General features: G+C 56.7%; 20 protein-coding genes. 14 read left to right on the top strand and 6 right to left on the bottom strand.

Annotated elements, in window-relative coordinates:
- Window positions 1–5 precede the first annotated feature (5 nt).
- The 4 genes from speE to P0G09_RS13415 are packed head-to-tail and all read left to right on the top strand — an operon-like array spanning window position 6 to window position 4,261.
- Window positions 6–863 carry a polyamine aminopropyltransferase gene (speE, locus tag P0G09_RS13430; RefSeq protein WP_097772565.1) on the top strand — a complete coding sequence of 286 codons (858 nt, stop codon included), beginning with the start codon at window positions 6–8 and terminating at the stop codon, window positions 861–863.
- Window positions 863–1,741 carry an agmatinase gene (gene speB / locus P0G09_RS13425; RefSeq protein ID WP_005932969.1) on the top strand — a complete coding sequence of 293 codons (879 nt, stop codon included), beginning with the start codon at window positions 863–865 and terminating at the stop codon, window positions 1,739–1,741. The genes speE and speB overlap by 1 nt, the downstream gene beginning before the upstream one ends.
- 46 nt (window positions 1,742–1,787) lie before the next feature.
- The gene (locus P0G09_RS13420) at window positions 1,788–3,047 is read left to right on the top strand and encodes a saccharopine dehydrogenase family protein (protein WP_275252907.1); all 1,260 of its coding nucleotides are present in this window, start codon (window positions 1,788–1,790) and stop codon (window positions 3,045–3,047) included.
- A complete protein-coding gene (locus tag P0G09_RS13415) occupies window positions 3,047–4,261 on the top strand; it encodes a carboxynorspermidine decarboxylase (RefSeq protein WP_275252906.1) in 1,215 nt (404 codons plus the stop codon). The genes P0G09_RS13420 and P0G09_RS13415 overlap by 1 nt, the downstream gene beginning before the upstream one ends.
- 75 nt (window positions 4,262–4,336) lie before the next feature.
- Here the strand turns inward: P0G09_RS13415 and gnpA are convergent, their stop codons facing one another.
- The 6 genes from gnpA to P0G09_RS13385 all read right to left on the bottom strand — a co-directional run bounded on the left by gnpA (window position 4,337) and on the right by P0G09_RS13385 (window position 10,177).
- Window positions 4,337–6,496 (bottom strand): 1,3-beta-galactosyl-N-acetylhexosamine phosphorylase, encoded by a 2,160-nt coding sequence (gene gnpA, locus P0G09_RS13410; RefSeq protein WP_275252904.1) that lies wholly within the window; start codon window positions 6,494–6,496, stop codon window positions 4,337–4,339.
- Between the two features lie 27 nt (window positions 6,497–6,523).
- The gene (locus P0G09_RS13405) at window positions 6,524–6,715 is read right to left on the bottom strand and encodes a hypothetical protein (protein ID WP_097772569.1); all 192 of its coding nucleotides are present in this window, start codon (window positions 6,713–6,715) and stop codon (window positions 6,524–6,526) included.
- A gap of 11 nt (window positions 6,716–6,726) precedes the next feature.
- Window positions 6,727–7,623: a carbohydrate ABC transporter permease gene (locus tag P0G09_RS13400; RefSeq protein WP_275252903.1), complete on the bottom strand. Its 897-nt coding sequence runs from the start codon at window positions 7,621–7,623 to the stop codon at window positions 6,727–6,729.
- Between the two features lie 12 nt (window positions 7,624–7,635).
- Window positions 7,636–8,520 carry a sugar ABC transporter permease gene (locus P0G09_RS13395; RefSeq protein ID WP_005932963.1) on the bottom strand — a complete coding sequence of 295 codons (885 nt, stop codon included), beginning with the start codon at window positions 8,518–8,520 and terminating at the stop codon, window positions 7,636–7,638.
- Window positions 8,521–8,603: 83 nt separating this feature from the next.
- Window positions 8,604–9,974, bottom strand: coding sequence for a carbohydrate ABC transporter substrate-binding protein (locus tag P0G09_RS13390; RefSeq protein ID WP_005932961.1), 1,371 nt, complete (start codon window positions 9,972–9,974; stop codon window positions 8,604–8,606).
- Window positions 9,971–10,177: a hypothetical protein gene (locus P0G09_RS13385; RefSeq protein ID WP_275252900.1), complete on the bottom strand. Its 207-nt coding sequence runs from the start codon at window positions 10,175–10,177 to the stop codon at window positions 9,971–9,973. The genes P0G09_RS13390 and P0G09_RS13385 overlap by 4 nt, the downstream gene beginning before the upstream one ends.
- A gap of 62 nt (window positions 10,178–10,239) precedes the next feature.
- Here P0G09_RS13385 and P0G09_RS13380 point away from each other — a divergent pair, with 62 nt between their 5' ends.
- The 10 genes from P0G09_RS13380 to P0G09_RS13335 all read left to right on the top strand — a co-directional run bounded on the left by P0G09_RS13380 (window position 10,240) and on the right by P0G09_RS13335 (window position 18,848).
- Window positions 10,240–10,407 (top strand): hypothetical protein, encoded by a 168-nt coding sequence (locus tag P0G09_RS13380; protein WP_275252899.1) that lies wholly within the window; start codon window positions 10,240–10,242, stop codon window positions 10,405–10,407.
- Window positions 10,388–11,254 carry an AraC family transcriptional regulator gene (locus tag P0G09_RS13375; RefSeq protein WP_097770858.1) on the top strand — a complete coding sequence of 289 codons (867 nt, stop codon included), beginning with the start codon at window positions 10,388–10,390 and terminating at the stop codon, window positions 11,252–11,254. The genes P0G09_RS13380 and P0G09_RS13375 overlap by 20 nt, the downstream gene beginning before the upstream one ends.
- A 17-nt stretch (window positions 11,255–11,271) precedes the next feature.
- Entirely contained in the window at window positions 11,272–12,369 is a 1,098-nt protein-coding gene (locus P0G09_RS13370; RefSeq protein WP_275252898.1) for an aminoglycoside phosphotransferase family protein, read from the top strand.
- Between the two features lie 556 nt (window positions 12,370–12,925).
- Entirely contained in the window at window positions 12,926–13,795 is an 870-nt protein-coding gene (locus P0G09_RS13365; RefSeq protein ID WP_275252897.1) for a DUF6017 domain-containing protein, read from the top strand.
- Entirely contained in the window at window positions 13,795–14,628 is an 834-nt protein-coding gene (locus P0G09_RS13360) for a ParA family protein (protein WP_275252934.1), read from the top strand. The genes P0G09_RS13365 and P0G09_RS13360 overlap by 1 nt, the downstream gene beginning before the upstream one ends.
- On the top strand, window positions 14,585–15,511 hold the full coding sequence (locus tag P0G09_RS13355; protein ID WP_128117868.1) for a ParB/RepB/Spo0J family partition protein: 927 nt from the start codon (window positions 14,585–14,587) through the stop codon (window positions 15,509–15,511). The genes P0G09_RS13360 and P0G09_RS13355 overlap by 44 nt, the downstream gene beginning before the upstream one ends.
- Before the next feature lie 62 nt (window positions 15,512–15,573).
- Complete coding sequence (locus P0G09_RS13350; protein ID WP_156073422.1) at window positions 15,574–15,999, top strand: hypothetical protein; 426 nt, start codon at window positions 15,574–15,576, stop codon at window positions 15,997–15,999.
- 135 nt (window positions 16,000–16,134) lie between these two features.
- Complete coding sequence (locus P0G09_RS13345; protein ID WP_156073424.1) at window positions 16,135–16,581, top strand: DUF3846 domain-containing protein; 447 nt, start codon at window positions 16,135–16,137, stop codon at window positions 16,579–16,581.
- 30 nt (window positions 16,582–16,611) lie between these two features.
- Window positions 16,612–17,070, top strand: coding sequence for a PcfB family protein (locus tag P0G09_RS13340; RefSeq protein WP_117930537.1), 459 nt, complete (start codon window positions 16,612–16,614; stop codon window positions 17,068–17,070).
- Window positions 17,067–18,848 (top strand): type IV secretory system conjugative DNA transfer family protein, encoded by a 1,782-nt coding sequence (locus P0G09_RS13335; RefSeq protein WP_275252895.1) that lies wholly within the window; start codon window positions 17,067–17,069, stop codon window positions 18,846–18,848. Before P0G09_RS13340 ends, P0G09_RS13335 begins: the two co-directional genes overlap by 4 nt.
- Window positions 18,849–18,864: the final 16 nt, after the last annotated feature.

The following is an 18,864-nucleotide window of genomic DNA, read 5'->3' as shown; positions in this document are numbered from 1 at the left end:
AGCAGATGGAGTTTTGGTTTTCGGAATTTCACACCCCCGATGTGAAGCACAGCATCCGGGTGAACAAGCAGCTCTACTCCAAGCAGAGCGATTATCAGCGCATTGATATTTTTGAAACGCCCGAGTTTGGCCGGGTGCTCACACTGGACGGCAATGTGATGCTGACCGAGCGGGACGAGTTCATCTACGACGAGATGATCGTCCATGTGCCCATGGCCGTGCACCGGGAGGCAAAGGATATCCTTGTCATCGGCGCGGGCGACGGCGGCGTGGTGCGGGAGCTGACCCGCTACGACCGGGTGGAGCGCATCGACCTGGTGGAGATGGATCCCCAGGTGGTGGAGGCCTGCCGCGCCTACCTGCCCGGCAACGCCTGCCGGATGGATGACCGCCGGGTGCACATCTATTTTGAGAACGCCCTCAAGTTCATCCGCCAGTGCGAGGAGGAATACGACCTCATCATCGTGGACTCCTCCGACCCCTTCGGCCCCAGCGAGGGCCTGTTCACCCGCGAGTTCTACGGCAGCTGCTTCAACGCCCTGAAAGAGGACGGCATCATGGTCAACCAGCAGGGCAGCCCCTTCTACGCCGAGGATGCCAACGCCATGCAGCGCAGCCACAAGCGCATCGCTTCCACCTTCCCCATCAGCCGGGTGTATCAGGCCCACATCCCCACTTTTGCGGCGGGCTACTGGCTGTTCGGCTTTGCCAGCAAGAAGTACCACCCCATCGATGATCTGGATGCAAACGCTTGGAAGGCCCTGAACATGCGCACCCGGTACTACACCACCAAACTGCATATCGGAGCATTCTACCTGCCGGCTTTTCTGGAGGAGATGCTGCGGGAAGTGGAGGAACACTGATGCTTTACCCCAACGTTGAAACCTTTATCGGCTGCGACAGCAGCTACCGTGCCGCCAGCATCGTGCTGTACGGTGCCCCCTACGATTCCACCACCAGCTACCGCCCGGGGGCCCGGTTCGGCCCGGCTGCCATCCGGCATGAGAGCTACGGTCTGGAGACCTACAGCCCCTACCAGAACGCCGACCTGACCGATTTTGACATCTTCGACAGCGGCGATCTGGAGCTCTGCTTCGGCTCCAGCGAGAGCGCACTGGCCGACATCCAGAGCCGCGCGGCAGAGATCCTGCACGACGGCAAGTTCCCCCTCCTGCTGGGCGGCGAGCATCTGGTCACGCTGGGTGCCGTGCGGGCCATGGTGGAAAAGTACCCCGACCTCCACATCGTCCACTTTGATGCCCACGCCGACCTGCGGGACGACTATCTGGGTGCAAAGCTCAGCCACGCCTGTGTCCTGCGCCGCTGCCATGACCTCATCGGCGACGGGCGCATCCACCAGTTCTGCATCCGCAGCGGTGACCGCACCGAGTTTGAGTTCGCGGCTGCCCACACTGAGATGCACAAGTTCGATTTCACTGGCCTTGCCCAGCTCACTGAGCAGCTCTGTGCCAGCAAGGTGCCCGTTTACCTGACCATTGACCTCGACTGTCTGGACCCCTCCTGCTTCCCCGGCACCGGCACCCCGGAGGCCGGCGGCGTGAGCTTTTTGCAGCTGCTGGAGGCCATCCGCACCGTGACCAAGGCCAACATCGTGGGTGCGGACCTCAACGAACTGGCCCCCACGCTGGACACCACCGGCGTTTCCACGGCCACGGCCTGCAAGGTCCTGCGGGAGCTGCTGATTGCGCTGGACAAGGGCTGGCCGGGCTTTCAGGTATAAGGACAGACCGTAAAAAGACAACTTTACAGATAAAGGAGTAACCGACATGAGCAAAGTTCTGATCATCGGCTGCGGCGGCGTGGCCTCCGTTGCCATCCACAAGTGCTGCCAGGTCCCCGAGGTGTTCACCGAGATCTGCATCGCCAGCCGCACCAAGGCAAAGTGCGACAAGCTGGCCGCCGAGCTGGCCCCCAAGACCACCACCAAGATCACCACCGCACAGGTGGATGCCGACCATGTGGATGAGGTCATCGCCCTCATCAAGAGCTACCAGCCCGATCTGGTGATGAACATCGCCCTGCCCTATCAGGATCTGACCATCATGGATGCCTGCCTGGCCTGCGGCGTGAACTACATGGACACCGCCAACTACGAGCCTGAGAACACCGACGACCCGGAGTGGCGCGCCATTTACGAGAAGCGCTGCAAGGAGGCCGGTTTCTCCGCCTACTTTGATTACAGCTGGCAGTGGGCCTACGCCAAGAAGTTTGAGGAGGCCGGCCTGACCGCCCTGCTGGGCAGCGGCTTTGACCCGGGCGTGACCCAGGCTTACTGCGCTTACGCCAAGAAGCACGAGTTCGACACCATCGACACCATCGACATTCTGGACTGCAACGGCGGCGACCACGGCTATGCCTTTGCCACCAACTTCAACCCTGAGATCAACCTGCGCGAGGTCTCTGCCCCCGGCAGCTACTGGGAGAACGGCCACTGGGTGGAGATCCCGGCCATGAGCATCAAGCGGGAGTACCACTTTGATCAGGTGGGCCAGAAGGATATGTACCTGCTCCACCACGAGGAGATCGAGTCTCTGGCCAAGAACATCCCCGAGGCAAAGCGCATCCGCTTCTTTATGACCTTCGGCCAGAGCTACCTCGACCACATGCGTTGTCTGGAGGACGTGGGCATGCTGTCCACCACCCCGGTCAACTTCAACGGTCAGGAGATCGTGCCCATCCAGTTCCTCAAGGCCCTGCTGCCCGACCCCGCCAGCCTCGGCCCCCGCACCAAGGGCAAGACCAACATCGGCTGCATCTTCACCGGCAAGAAGGACGGCAAGGAAAAGACCTACTACATCTACAACGTCTGCGACCATCAGGAGTGCTACAAGGAGGTCGGCTCTCAGGCCATCAGCTACACCACCGGTGTGCCTGCCATGTGCGGCGCACTGATGCTGCTGACCGGTAAGTGGACCACCAAGGGCGTGCACACTGTGGAAGAGTTTGATCCGGACCCGTATCTGGATGCTCTGGACAAGTACGGCCTGCCCCGCTCCGAGAGCCACGTCCCGGCTCTGGTGGACTGATGCGGCTGGCCGACACCCGCCCGCCCTTTGCGGGGCTGGCGAACCTCTCTGCGGCTGCACTGGCTGCCCTGCCCACCCCATGCTACCTGCTGGATGAAGCCCGGCTGCGCCGCAACGGCGAGATCCTGCTGGGCGTGCAGCAGCGGACAGGCTGCAAGATCCTGCTGGCCCAGAAGGCCTTTTCCAACTACGACCTCTACCCGGTGCTGGCCCCCTATCTGGCAGGCACCGAGGCCAGCGGCCTGTACGAGAGCCGCCTGGGCAGGGAGAAGCTGCCGGAGAAGGAGAACCATGTGTTCTGCGCCGCCTACCGGGCCGACCAGTTCGAGGAGCTGCTGCAATACGCTGACCACATCGTGTTCAACTCACCCCACCAGCTGGCAAAGTTCGGCCCGGCCGCAAAGGCGGCGGGCAAGAGCGTGGGCCTGCGGGTGAATCCCGAGCATTCCACCCAGGAGGGCCACGAGATCTATGACCCCTGCGCCCCGGGCAGCCGTCTGGGCACCACCCGCGCCCAGTGGGATGCCGCTGCGGCGCAGCATCCTGACCTGCCCGACCTGCTGGACGGCCTGCACTTCCACACCCTGTGCGAGCAGGATTCCGACGCGCTGGCGGCCACCCTGCCCGCGCTGGAAGCGAAATTCGGTGACCTGCTGCCCCGGATGAAGTGGCTCAACTTTGGCGGCGGGCACCACATCACCCGCCCAGATTACGACCTTGCCACGCTGGAAAAGTGCATCACCGGGATGCAGGAAAAGTACGGCGTGCAGGTGTATCTGGAACCGGGCGAGGCCTGGGCGCTGAACGCGGGCTACCTCGTCACCACGGTGCTGGACACCCTGCAGAATGGTCAGACACATCTTGCCATTCTGGATATGTCCGCAGCCTGCCACACGCCGGATGTCATCGAGATGCCCTACCGCCCGCCCCTGCTGGACGCGGGCGAGCCGGGGGAAAAGCCCTGCACCTTCCGGCTGGGCGGCCCCACCTGCCTTGCCGGGGACGTGGTGGGCGATTACAGCTTTGCCGCCCCCCTCACCGAGGGTGACCGGCTCATCTTCGGCGACATGGCCATCTATTCCACCTGCAAGAACAACACCTTCAACGGGATGCCCCTGCCGGATATCTGGGTGCTGCATGAAAACGGCACCACCCAGCCGCTGGCCCGCTTCGGCTACCACGATTTCAAATACCGTCTGGGCTCTCCCCGCTGAGCCGCCCGGATACACAAACACCCCTCTGCGCTCCTTTCGGAATGCAGAGGGGTGTTTGCTTATGAAACGGAGAACTCAGATCTCATACCACTTGATCTCGTTGGCTTCCAGATGCAGGTCGAAATGTTTTTCATCGGTGGTGTAGACCGTGGTGTCCTGCGGCTCGTAGGTGTTGTTCACCACGCAGTACTTGCCATTTTTTACGTAGGCGTGCACTTCCACATTGTAGTTGGAGCTGAACCAGGTGTGCAGCTCCTCCTCGCTGTGGGCGCTCCACAGGATGGCACGGTACAGGGTGCGGCTATTGGCAAAGCTGTAGGGAACGCCGCTGATGTACACGGCGCGGCCCTTACCAAAGTCGTGGGCCGCCATCTGCACTTCCCGGTTCCGCTGCACCAGCACCTCGGTCCCCTCGAGGGCGTAGATGTTCTTCTTGCCCTCGCCAAAGTCGATGGGCTGGTCGGCATCCTGCAGAATGAAGTGGTCCGGGTGCTCGTCCCAATTGTACTTGTCGTAGTTGAGGGTGAAGCCGTTTTCTTCCTCCACGCCCAGCACACTGGCAAGCTGGAGGATGTGGCCCTGATAGGCATGACCGGAGGGCTCACCCACGCCGATGAGGCCGCCGCCGTTCCAGACGAATTTCCGGATCGCGGAGGAGATCTCCGGGTCCTCCCACCAGATGCCGCCGGTGTGGGCGGTGTCAGCATCGCCCACATTGATGATGACATCCAGTTCATCCAGCAGGGCGGGGTCCTTCTTGATGTCCTCAAAGCTGATGAACTTCACGTCAAAGGGCGCGCCGGACAGCATTTCGATGACTCCGGAGTAGCTGTAGTTCTGCTTGTAGTAGAGGGCGTGGTGCACCATGTGGCAGCCCCAGGCCCGCATCTTGCCCCAGCAGTTCAGCACGGCCACCCGCTTGACGCAGTAGGGCGTGGTGCCCTTGATGTTCTCATACAGCTCACGGAACTCGCTGCAGACGCTCTCCACATAGTCCACGAACTCCGGGAACTGCAGCGCCAGCTTCAGGTAGCCGCCGTAGCCGATGCGGTCAATGGGCTTGCGCAGGATGGCGCGGCGGGCCGTGACCCAGTTTTCCTTGGCCTCCCGCACCGGGTCGCCGCCCTCGTGGAAGGTGTCCGGGAAGAAGTAGGGCAAAAAGCGGCCCTCCGTGTACTTCACACCCTCAATGTCCGAGATCAGGCGCAGGGTGGAACCGTTGCCCACGCTGCCCACCACGGCATCCAGACCGATGGTCTTGAACTCCGGCATAAAGGGCTCGGTGCCGATCCAGTGGTCCCCCAGGAACATCATGGCCTCACACCCACACTCGTGGGTGATGTCTACCATCTCTTTGGCCAGCTTTGCCACCTCCCGGCGCTGGAAGGCCTGAAAATCCCGGAATTCCCTGCTGGGCACCCGGTACTGGTTGTTGTAGTAGCCCTGATCGATGATGTACTCCGGGCGGAACTTGTAGCCCACCTCCTGCTCGAACTGCTCCAGGATATAGGGGCTGACCGAGGCGGAATAGCCGTACCAGTCCACGAACTTCTCCCGCTTGAGCTCATCGAAGATCAGGGTGAACTGGTGGAAGAAGGTGGTGTAACGGATGACATTCACATAGGGGTGGTCTGCAATGAATTTCCGCAGGCGCTCCATGGAATACTTGTGGGTCTTGGGCTGACGGACATCAAAGGTGATCTGATGCTCGAAGTTGGTCCAGCCGTTGGTGGTGGCGTTGTACATGTGCACCGGGTCCCAGATCAGGTAGGCCAGAAAGCTGACCGTATACTCATGGAACGGCACGGCCTGCACAGTCACGCTGCCGTCGGCGTAGCTCCACAGCTCCGGGGGCACCGGCTGACCGGTGGTGCGGTCCATGACCTCCCACCAGCGGGTGATATCGTCGTTGGTGTTCACCTGCATCAGCTCCGGGCTGATGCCCTTCATCAGCGGAATGGTCACGGTGTCACCGGGGGCGGTGTAGAAGCCGGTCATAATGTAGCACTGCTGCACCTCGTCCGGGTTCGCTTTGGCCCACGCGTTGTCCTTGCGGGTGGTGTAATAGGTGGAGTAGATCTTTGCGTCGGCATCCTTCAGCTCCTGTGGAAAGTCGGTGCCGTCGCAGTCGCGGATAGCATCCGCGCCCCACTTTTTCAGGATCTGCAGCGTTTCGGGCACCACGTCCAGATCGGTCGGGATCGTTACGCGCCCAGTCATTCTATTTTCTTCCATGGGAATTCTCCTTTACCTCTCTTCTCCTCAATCCCGATAGGGGGCGTTATAGAGCGCCAGCACAGCCAGCAGCAGCGCCACCCCCAAAAGCATGATGCCAAGACCGGCCAGCTGCCCGGTCATTTTCCAGCCTGCTGTCACCAGCGCGATGGACAGCACGAACAGTACCAGCATCAGCACCATGCGCAGGGCGGGATGATTTTTCCAGAATGCTTTCATCGTTTGTCACCTTACCCTTTCAGACCGCCCACGGTCATGCCCTGTGTCAGCTGCTTCTGCACGCAGATGTACAGGATCAGGGTGGGCAGCATCACCAGCACCAGACCGGCATACATGGTGCCGTACTGGGCCGCGCTCTGCTGGGCCTGCATCAGATTCAAAAGGCCCACCGGCAGGGTGCGGGGCGCGCTGGTGGAGCTCATCAGCGTCATGGAAATAATGTACTCGTTCCAGAAGGACAGGAAGTTGAACAGGATGATGGTGATGATGGAGGGCTTTGCCATGGGGAAGATGATACGGGTCATGGTGGAGAAGTAGCTTGCACCGTCGATGTAGGCAGCCTCCTCAAAATCATGGGGCAGGGTGGCAAAATAGCCCGAAAGCAGATAGATGGTAAAAGGCAGGGCCGTGGCTGCATACACCACCGCCAGCACCACCAGATTGTTCAGCAGGAAGCTGCTGCCAAAGTGGCTCTTCAGCCAGACATCTCCGTCCCGCAGCATCAGGAAGATGGGCACCACGATGTAGTTGACATTGATGAACAGGCCCGCCATAAACAGGGTGTTCAGCAGTTTGCGGCCCTTGAACTGGAAGCGGGACAGGCAGTAGGCGGCAGGCAGCGCAATGACCAGCAGCAGCACCAGTGCCAATGCGGTCACGATGACAGAGTTGAGCATATACTCGCCCATCTTGGCTCCGTTCCACGCATTGACAAAGTTCTGCCAGTAGAACCCGGCAGGCAGCGCCCACGGGTTGCCGTAAAACTCCGCGTTCTGCTTGATGGAGGCCATGAATACCCATGCCACCGGCACGATGATGATCACCGCCAGCAGGACCAGCACAAAATAGATAAAGAACTTGTAGAGACCTTCCGCCGAGCGGGAAGATCTTTCGGTGGTATTCTGCATCTTCTTCCCTCCTTAGAATTCCAGCGGATCGCGGTCGGTGGCCTTGTTGACACAGGCAGACAGTGCAAACGAGAACAGGAAGATGACCACGCCAATGGCCATGCTGTAGCCATACAGGCCTGCGTCCTTCTGGCTGTACATATAGCTCAGCGCCACATCCGAAGCACCGTTGGGCCCGCCGCTGGTCATGGCCTTGACAAAGAGGAAGGCCATGTTGATGGTGGAGATGATGAAGAAGGTCAGGGTGGTGCGGATGTTGGTCCAGATGAGGGGGATGGTGATCTGGAAGAACTGGGTCAGGCGGCCCGCACCGTCCAGATTGGCGCTCTCGTACAGGCTGGCGGGCACCGAGGACATGGAAGCCATATACATGACCATGTAATAGCCCACGGCCTGCCAGACCATGGCGAGGATGATGGAGGGGATGACCAGCTTTTCGCCCTTCCAGAGGATGGGGTCCGTCATATCCCGGAACAGGCCGATGATGCTGTTCAGCATACCGTTTTCCGGCTTATAGATGGCCGAGAAGATGCCGGAGATGACGACCACCGACAGGATGTTGGGGATGTAGAAGATGACCCGGAAGAAATTCTGCCCCTTGATCTTTTCCCTGGTCAGGATGGCCGCAAACACCAGCGCAAAGGCAAAGGTGACGATGGTTACCACTACCACCAGCAGGATCATATTCTGCATGGAGCGGATGAACTGGGTGTCCTTGAGCAGGTGCTGGAAATTCTTCAGGCCCACAAAGGTCTCGTTGGGCGAGTAGGCACCGCGCTCGTACAGGCTCATGCGGAACACGTTGAGAGTGGGCAGGATCATAAAGAGAAAGAACAGGATCGTGGCCGGTGCCACGCAGAGAAAGACGAACCGTCTGCGGCTTTTGTCAGATCTCATAGACAAACCGCTCCTTTCTATCGGAACCCGAAAACCACAAAAAGCGGAGGCGGTCAAAACCGCCCCCGCTGGGCAGGGTTCAATTACTCGATGATATTGGCACGCATCTGGTCGCTGGCGGACTTGATGCCGTCGATCCACTGCTGCTCGGTCATGCTGCCGGACACCAGAGAGTTGACGGGGTCAAAGAACACGGTGCGGACCTCCACGCCGGGGATGGCGCTGAAGGAGGCAAAGTTGCCCATAGCGGCCTTTGCGCCGTTGTCGTAGATGGAGTAGAACATCTTGTTGTCGCCTTCCAGATCATCGGCGATGCCCAGCACAGGCTGGATGGCACCGCTCTCGGCAAACAGCTTGCAGGCCTCGTCGCTGTACAGGTAAGCCACGAACTGCTTGGCGGCATCCAGATGCTCGGCACCAGCCGGGATCCATGCCTGCTCGAACCAGGTGTAGCTGTACTGGTCGCCGCCGGCCTTGACAGCGGGCAGGGCGGTCATGCCCCACTCAAAGCCATCCGCACGGGGAGCCTCGGCCATCTCGCCCACGATCCAGGTGCCGTTGGGCATGAACAGGGCCTTGTTGTCCAGCACCAGCTGCTGGTTCTGGGTAAAGTCCTGATCGTTGGCCTGTGCGGGGGTAATGGGGTTGGTGTAGGAAGCCAGCTTGTTGACGATGTCAAAGCAGGTCTTTGCCTCCGGGGTATCCCAGATGCCTTCCTCATAGTGGGTGGCCTTGTTGAAGAACTCCGGGCCGCCGGCGGCATACATCAGTGCGTAGAAGAACGCATCAAAGTAGCCGGTGGTGGGGTAGGTGAACAGGTAGGTACCCTCAGCGGCAGCCTTGTCGCCCAGTTCCCACATCTCGTCCCAGGTGGTGGGCACGTCCCAGCCCTTTTCCTTCAGGAAACCGGCGTTGTAGAACAGGCCGCAGGGGCTGTAGAACATGGGAGCCAGATAGGTCTTGCCGTCGCCGTAGGGGTTGGTCAGGGAGGTGTCGGTAAAGCCGCCTGCGATCTTCTCGCTCACCTTCTTGCTCTCGCCGGGCACGGTCATGCTCAGCACATCGGTGATATCCGCGATCAGGTTGCCCTTGATGAACTGCTCGGTCAGGGCAGCCTCACGGCCGGTAGCCAGGTGGATCACGTCGGGGTAATCGCCGCCCTGCATGGAAGGTCCGATGACATCCTCCAGCTTCTTGTCGGTGGTCAGCTCCACCTTGATGCCGGTCTGGGCGGTAAAGGCCTCAGTGACCTTCTTCCACATATCAGCGCCATAGCCGGTCTCGATGGCGGCGACCTTGATGGTCACGTCCTCAGCGGGAGCGGCAGATGCAGCAGCGGAAGAAGCCGTGCTGGAAGCTGTGGAGCTGGAAGAACCGCCGCAGGCAGCCAGACCCAGTGCAGCGGCACCCACACCGGCCACTTTCAGGAAATTGCGACGAGAAATGCGTTTCATAATGTATCCTCCATCATAAAGTTCCGTTCATGCACAGCCGGAGCAAACAGGTTTTGCCCGAGGGGCTGTGTTTTTTCTGATTCCAATATAGAGGTTTTTACAGTTTTCAACAAGGTCTTTGTTGTTTCATTTTTTAGAAATATTGCTCTTTTATCATTTTCTTCAGCAAAAGCACTAAATTTTGCGGTATTGTTTTGGTACATTCTCCCTACCTGTAACCAATTTGACATATTTTCGTCTTTCTGTGCAGAGGAAAGCATTTACCATGCCAAAAAAACAGGGCTTGCTTTTTTTCTTATTTGCCCCTATAATGAGAAAAAATGCACGAAGCAGTGCGGCGTTTTTCGCATTTAATTTTCAGTATCTTGCTTTTATTTTTATATTTTTTGCGTCTGCTTCAAAAGGAGCCTTTTATGAGTACCGAGCGCTTTGATATCCGCCACGCTCCCGCTCCACGGGAATCCTTCCGGCTGCTGTACATCAGCAAGAGCAGATTCGGCGGCGACTGGAACAGCACGGTCCACACCCATTCCTGCACGGAGCTGTTCTACTGCCTCAGCGGCGAGGGGCAGTTTCTGCTCAGCGGGCAGCTGTTCCCGGTCAAACCGGACGATATGGTCATCGTCAACCCGCAGGTGGAGCACACCGAACTGAGCCTGAACGCCTCGCCTTTGGAATACATCGTACTGGGCGTTTCGGGCATCGAGATCCTGTTTGGCAAAGCCGATTCCACCTACGCCATCTTCAACTGCCGGGAGAACCGGGAGCGGATGGTAACGCTGCTGCACATGCTGCTGGCTGAGGCAGACCGCAGTCTGGACGGCTGCGAGACCGTCTGCCAGGACCTGCTGGAAGTCCTGCTCATCTGGTTGGTGCGGTGCACCACCCTCTCTTTGCAGGTGGAGGAATCCCCCCGCTCTGACAACCGGGAATGCGTGGAGATCAAGCGGTATCTGGACAACAACTACCGGGAGGATATCTCCCTTGATACCCTTGCCGAGGTCGCCCACATCAACAAATATTATCTGGCCCACACCTTCCAGAAGGCGTACGGCATTTCTCCCATCACCTACCTGAACCGCCGCCGCATTGAGGAGAGCAAATATATGCTGGGCAACACCGGTTACAGCCTGGCGCAGATCAGCGAGCTGATGGGATTTTCCTCCCCCAGCTACTTTTCGCAGTGCTTCCGCAAGGCGGAAGGCCTGACCCCCAACGAATACCGCCGTCAGGTGCGGCAGGGACAACGCCCTGCACCTGCCAAACGGCATGAAGGATAAGAAATGAGGAACCCAAAATGAAACCTGTTACCGAACCCATTCTCCGCGCCGCCGCAAATGCCTTTGATTTTGGCGGGCCGGTGGTCTGCGATGCCCGTCACTACGGCGAAGGTCACATCAACGATACCTTCGTGATCTGGCGGGAGGACCACTCCAAGCGCTTTATCCTGCAGCGCATCAACACCGACACCTTTACCGACCCGGTGGGCCTGATGGAGAATGTCTGCGGCGTGACCCGGCATCTGCGGGAGAAGATCCTTGCCGCAGGCGGCGACCCGGCACGGGAGACCCTGAACGTGATCCCCACCCTGTCCGGCGCGGCCTGCCATCTGGATGCCGAGGGCGGCGCGTGGCGTGCCTACGACTTTGTAGAGGACACCATCTGCCTGCAGCAGGTGGGCAGCGAGGCCGACTTCCGCACTGTTGCCGAGACTCTGGGCAAATTCCAGAACCAGCTGGCAGATTATCCGGCCTCTACCCTCCACGAAACCATTGCACGCTTCCACGACACGCCCAACCGCTATGCAAACTTTGAAAAAGCCCTTGCCGCCGATGCGCTGGGCCGTGCCAAGGACATTGCACCGGAGGTCGCGTTCATCCATGCGCGGGAGAAGGACTGCCATGTCCTGCTGGATCTGCTGGCAGCCGGTGAGATCCCGCTGCGTGTTACCCACAACGACACCAAGATCAACAACGTCCTGATCGATGCTGCCACCGGAAAAGGCATCTGTGTCATTGACCTTGACACCGTGATGCCGGGTCTGTCGGCCTACGATTTCGGCGACTCCATCCGCACCGGTGCCAACGACTGCGCCGAGGACGAGCCCGACCAGAGCAAGGTCCACTTTGACCTTCACCTGTACGAGGTGTTCGCCAAGGGGTATCTCTCCACTGCCGGGGCTTCCATGAGCCCTGCGGAGAAAAAGAGCCTTGCCTGGGGTGCCAAGCTGATGACGCTGGAGTGCGGCATCCGCTTTCTGACCGACTATCTGGAGGGCGACCACTATTTCCACACCGCCCGACCCGACCACAACCTTGACCGCGCTCGCACCCAGTTCACGCTGGTGCGGCAGATGGAAGAGGTGTTCGATCAGATGCTGGAGATCGTCAGCTGAACCGGCACCTTCTGACCTGCCGAAGCACCAATGACCGGGGGCTGCACTGAACCGCCTGCAAAACGTCTGAAAACGATGCAGGCAAGGCAGTGCAGCCCCCATTTTTTGCGACTGAGAAAAAGAAAAGCACCATACTTCCTACGAAGTACAGTGCTTTTTTGGTGGAGAATAGCGGGATCGAACCGCTGACCTCTTGCATGCCATGCAAGCGCTCTCCCGAACGGTATCGAAACACACCCCCACACGAAAGTGCGGGGACAGGCTTAATATCGCGTTGATACGTTCTATCCACCAAAAAGGTTCACAGTTGCATCCTGCTTCCAGGAATCATGCTCCGCCTACAAGGCAATTTTACCACCCAATTTTCAAGTGTGTCAATGGGTTTTGCTCAGAGAGAAGGTCATTTACGAGAAAAGTTTTTCTGACAGCTTACTTAGCGCAATTTTGATTTTACACATCAAAGTTGCGCTTTTTATTTTCCCCAAAAGTATTGACAAGGAGGTTTTCTCAACGATGCCGATGTATTATCGCTGTTTTTTATCCATGAACCAACCGCATGACCCTTGACTACTTCTACGGACAGACTGGAGAGCTTTTCTCCTTCTACCGCATTCCAAAGGCTCTTTTTCAGGAGCAGCGGTTCCAGAGCCTGTCCACGGATGCCAAAACCCTGTATGGTATCCTGCTGGACCGCATGAGCCTGTCGGTGAAAAACGGCTGGCTGGACAAGCAAAACCGGGTGTTCATCATCTTCACAATCGAGGATGTCAAGAGGGCATTGTGTTGCGCAGACAACAAAGCAACCAAGCTGCTCCGGGAACTTGAAAAGTTTGGTCTGATTGAACGAAAACGCCGAGGGCAAGGAAAGCCAAGTTTGGTATATGTGAAAAACTTTTCGGCAGAATCTTCAAAAGAGAGTGTCAAGAATCGAGATAATGACGATTTTTGTGGCTTCAAAATCGCGTGTCAAGACCCTGCAAAATCACGGTGTAATAAGACTAAAGAGAATGATACTGAAATGAGTGAGATTAATCTCTTCTATTCCGAAGAATCGGATGGGATGAGTAAGCGCGCCCAACTGGAAGAATATTTTTCGCAGTCTTTGGAGGTAGACCTTCTGCTCCGGCTCTGCCCGGATGATGAGGACACCATCTATCAGATCGTAGATTTGCTGGTGGACACCTGTGCTACCAACCGCAAGCTGCTGCACATCGCCGGGGACGATAAGCCCGCCGAGGTGGTACGTAGCCGATTTATGAAGCTGAACGCCGACCACATCAAATTTGTGTTGAAGTGCCTTGCAGAGAACAGCAGCCCAATCAGGAACATGAAGCAATACCTGCTCGCTTCTCTGTACAACGCACCGACCACCATGCAGCTTTACTATCAGAATCAGACCAACCACGATTTAGCGAAACGGGGGTGATAAAAATTTCCAAAAAAGCAACCACGATTGCCATTGTCAACCAAAAGGGAGGCACTGGCAAAACAACAACCTGTGAAAATCTGGGTGTTGGCCTTGCCGCCGAGGGTAAGAAGGTCCTACTTGTAGACGCTGACCCGCAGGGTTCACTCACCATTAGTATGGGCTGGCAGAAGCCGGACGAACTGCCCGTTACTCTTTCGACCCTGATGCAGAAAGCCATAAACGACCAGTGCATTCCGCCCGGTGAAGGTGTGCTGCACCATGCAGAGGGTGTAGACCTCATCCCGGCCAGCATTGAGCTGGCAGGGCTGGAAGTTGCCCTTGTCAATACCATGAGCCGGGAAAAAATGCTGAAGCAAGTCTTGGACAGTGCAAAGCAGGACTATGACTATATTTTGTTGGACTGCACTCCCTCCCTTGGGATGCTGACCATTAACGCGCTGGCGGCGGCAGACACTGCTCTGATACCCGTACAGGCACAGTACCTTTCCGCGAAAGGTCTGGAACAGCTTTTGCAGACCATCAACAAGGTGCATCGGCAGATCAACCCAAAGCTGAAAATCGAAGGTATCCTGCTGACGATGACAGATAACCGCACCAACTATGGCCGACAAATCGACATGCTGATCCGGCAGGCATACGGAAAGCACATCAAAGTGTTCGGTCAGACGATTCCCCACTCCGTCCGTGCAGCGGAAATCAGCGCGGCGGGTAAGAGCATCTTTGTCCATGACCCGAAAGGCAAAGTGGCAGAAGCCTATAAATCTCTGACGAAGGAGGTGCTGGCCGATGCCGAAAAGCAGCGTAAACGCCAGTCTGAGCAGCTACGATGATATTTTTTCCACCGAAGAATCCCGGCAGGAAGAACAGCGCGAGCAGGTGCAGCAGATTCCGATTGGAGAGCTGTTTCCATTCAAGAACCATCCCTTCAAGGTTCTGGACGATGATTCTATGAGCGATACCGTGGAAAGTGTCAAGCAGTACGGTGTGCTTTCGCCGTTGATTGCCCGCCCCAGACCGAAGGGCGGCTATGAAATTATCTCCGGGCACCGCCGTCAACACGCTGCGGAGCTGGCCGGACTGGAAACCCTGCCGGTCATTGTGCGCCAGATGGACGATGATGCTGCCATAATCCTCATGGTAGATAGCAATTTGCAGCGTGAGCATATTCTGCCCAGCGAGAGAGCGTTTGCGTACAAAATGAAGTTGGATGCCATGAAAAATCAAGGTACAAGGTCAGATTTAACTTCGACACAAGTTGTGTCGAAGTTGCGGAGCAATGAAAAGCTGGGCGCAGAGAATAATCAAAGTCGTGAGACTGTTCGACGTTTCATCCGTCTGACCAACCTTATTCCAGAACTGCTGGACATGGTGGATAACAAAACCGTGTCCTTCAATCCTGCTGTGGAGCTTTCCTATCTTTCTCCTGAACAACAGCAGGAAGTGATCCGGGCAATGGATGATACCCAGAACTTTCCTTCTGTCTCACAAGCAAAGCGTATCAAGAAGCTGGCTCAGGATGGAACTTTTACAACGGAGACGGTCGTTGCCATTATGGGCGAGGAGAAAAAGAGCGAGCTTGATACGGTGACCATCAAAAATGACACCCTGAGAAAATACTTTCCCCGCAGCTATACGCCCAAACAGATGGAAGATACCATCATCAAGCTGCTGGAGCAGTGGCAGAAAAAGCGTCAGCACAGTGAAGAACGCTGACAGGATATGAATTGGAAAGACCCGGTTGGGTCTTTTTCTTTAGAAAAAAGGAGAAAATGCCTATGAAAAATGATTCTAATCCCATTATTCGTTCCGAGAAAGTCACCATTGATATGCACATCTGTGCGGCACTGTCGGAGAGCAGGAGCAGTGGCGAGATCTATTTTGCTGCCATCGCCCCGGATATGGAACTGACAGTCATCACGCTGGACGAGGCTCCCGACATTCTGCCCTGCTTTGACGAGGATGATGCGTACCTGAACATCCCCGACAGCTCGCTGCTGCTCAGCTACAACCCGGCGCAGGTGCTGAAACTGGCGGGCAAGCGCTATCTGACCGGTCCGGTCATTCTGGTGCGCACCAATATGGATGGCGAGTTCATCTCGCTGACGATCGATCAGGTCTACCTCTTTCAGAAGTACCTGATGCGCCACAGCGTTACCCTGATGGCTGACGGCCAGAAACTGCCCTGCATCTGTATCGACTGAGGTGTGCCATGCTGAACTTTTTTATCGGTTTCGCATTTTTTGAAGCCGGCGCTTTTTTCGGCTTCTTTGTGGCAGCTCTGTTGAACGCCGCCCATGCCGGGCAGGAGATCTCTATCAAATTCGAGGAGGACGATAATGGAACAGAACGAGAACACCCTGACGGTGCTGGAGATTGTACCGGGGCAGTATCCGAAGCAGGTCGAGATCGACCCTGACCTGAAATCTTTGCAGCAGGCAGTCGGCGGCAACATCGGTGCCAGCTATCCGTTCAGTGACCCGGTAGCCATCGTCTACAACGATGAGGGTAAGCTGATGGGTCTGCCGCTGAACCGTGCCTTGCGGGATGAAAGCGGCGAAGCCTATGATGTGGTCGCCGGAACCTTTCTGGTGGTCGGTCTGGGTGAGGAAGATTTTGCATCCCTGACCCCGGAGCTGGCACAGAAGTACGAGGAGCATTTTCATCAGCCGGAAGATTTTATCCGGCTGGGGCATCGGATGATGGTTGTTCGTGTGCCCGATGAAGCAGTCTGCCCGGAAGAAAGCAAAACCACCCCGCCGAAGGATGCCGGATTTGACCGCTAAACACGACTTTCTGCACTGGAGGTGATGGAAATGCAGGAAGAAATCGAGCACAAAACAGTCAATTTTGCCATTTCGACTGTAAAACTGTCTGCCCGCACTCTGCTGAAAGGGGCGCAGTTCTTTCTGCGCCAGTACGACAAGAGTGCATCGCAGGGCAAGCAGTCCATGAATCGGCTCATACGGCAGAACCGGGGTGTGACCAATCTGGAAATCGAAAAGACTGGCATCAAGGATTTTGACCGCTACGCTAAGCGGTATCACATCGACTACGCCATCCAGAAAGACCTGTCCTGCACGCCGCCCCGGTACCTGATTTTCTTCAAGGCGCAGGACACTGATGCGCTCAATGCTGCATTCAAGGAGTATTCGGCATCGGTGCTGAGCAAGACCGAGCGTCCCTCTGTGCTGGCCAAGCTGCACAATCTGGCACAGACCATTGCCAACCTCCCCGATAAAGTACGGCACAAAGAGGAGGAACGTGGCTTATGAACAAGAAAAAGTTCACCAAGCTGCTGGCCCTGTACCTGCCTTATCTGGTGATTGGGCTGGCTGCGACCAATCTTGGCGAGGCATGGCGGCTGGCCGAGGGTAAGGAGCTGGGCGACAAAATCGTGTCCCTGATGGGGACGCTCCCAGCTGCATTTGCGAACCCGCTTCCTAGTCTGCATCCACTGGATATTCTGGTGGGCATCTGCTGCGGTGCTGGACTGAGGCTGGCCGTCTATCTGAAAAGCAAAAACGCCAAAAAGTACCGGCACGGCATGGAGTATGGCTCCGCCCGATGGGGCACACCGGCGGATATTGCACCATTTATAGCTCCGAAATTTGAGGACAACATCATACTGACCAAAACGGAACGCCTAATGATGAGCAACCGTCCACCTGACCCCAAAAATGCACGAAACAAAAACGTGCTGGTGGTCGGCGGCTCTGGCAGCGGTAAAACAAGGTACTTTATCAAGCCGAACTTGCTTCAATGTACGTCTAAAAGCCATCCAGTTTCATTCGTGGTGACTGACCCAAAAGGCGGTCTCATTCAAGAATGCGGCCTTGCCTTGCTGAAGAACGGATATAAAATCAGGACGATGAACACCATAAATTTTCACAAGTCCATGCGCTACAATCCGTTCGCATATATCCACGAGGAAAAGGATATTTTGAAGCTGGTCACGACCCTTATGACCAACACCAAAGGTGAAGGTCAGGGCGGCGATCCGTTCTGGGACAAGGCGGAACGGCTTTTGCTGACCTCGCTGATTGCCTATCTGCACTACGAAGCCCCGGCTGAGGAACAGAATTTTGCTACGCTGCTGGAAATGCTCAACACCATGCAGGTGTCCGAGGAGGACGAGGATTATCAGAATCCGGTTGATTTGCTCTTTGAAGATTTGGCAAAAAAGAAGCCAAACAGTTTTGCAGGGCGGCAGTACAAGCTCTATAAATTGGCTGCCGGCAAGACCGCAAAATCCATCCTGATTTCCTGCGGTGCCCGCCTTTCGCCCTTTGACATCCAAGAAATCCGGGATGCGACCATGTACGATGAGCTGGAGCTGGATAAGCTGGGCGACCGAAAAACAGCCTTATTCCTTATCATGTCGGATACAGACAGCACGTTCAATTTCCTTATCAGCATGATCTACTCCCAGCTTTTCAATTTGCTCTGTGACAAGGCAGATGATGTGTACGGCGGAAAGCTGCCTGTCCATGTGCGCTGCCTGATCGACGAGTGTGCCAACATTGGCCAGATTCCGCAGCTGGAAAAACTAGTGGCAACCATCCGCAGCCGCGAGATTTCGGCCTGCCTTGTGCTGCAAACCAGAAGCCAGTTGAAAGCCATCTACAAGGATAATGCGGATACCATCGTGGGCAACATGGACAGCCAGATATTTCTGGGTGGCAGCGAGCCTACTACCCTTAAAGATCTTGCCGAAGCACTCGGCAAGGAAACCATCGACAGCTACAACAATTCCGATACCCGCGGCAATAGCCCAAGCTATGGCACCAACTACCAGAAACTCGGCCACGAGCTGATGAGCCGGGATGAGCTTGCTGTTCTGGATGGTGGCAAGTGCATCCTGCAGCTGCGCGGTGTCCGCCCATTTTTGAGCGACAAGTACGATTTGACCCAGCATCCGAACTACAAATTAACATCGGATGCCAACCCCAAAAACGCTCTGGATATTGAAAAATATCTGAGCCATAAAGAAAAAATCCACTCGGATGACCAGTTCGTCCTCGTGGATGTTGATTCACTCCCGCCCGCCTGACAAAGACGAGCGGTTA

Origin of the sequence: Faecalibacterium sp. DFI.5.82, from assembly GCF_029076575.1 — a bacterium.
In the GTDB taxonomy this organism is placed as follows: Bacteria; Bacillota; Clostridia; order Oscillospirales; family Ruminococcaceae; genus Faecalibacterium; species Faecalibacterium duncaniae.
The sequence above is the reverse complement of the archived record's forward strand: the minus strand, read 5'-3'. Positions and strand labels throughout refer to the sequence as shown.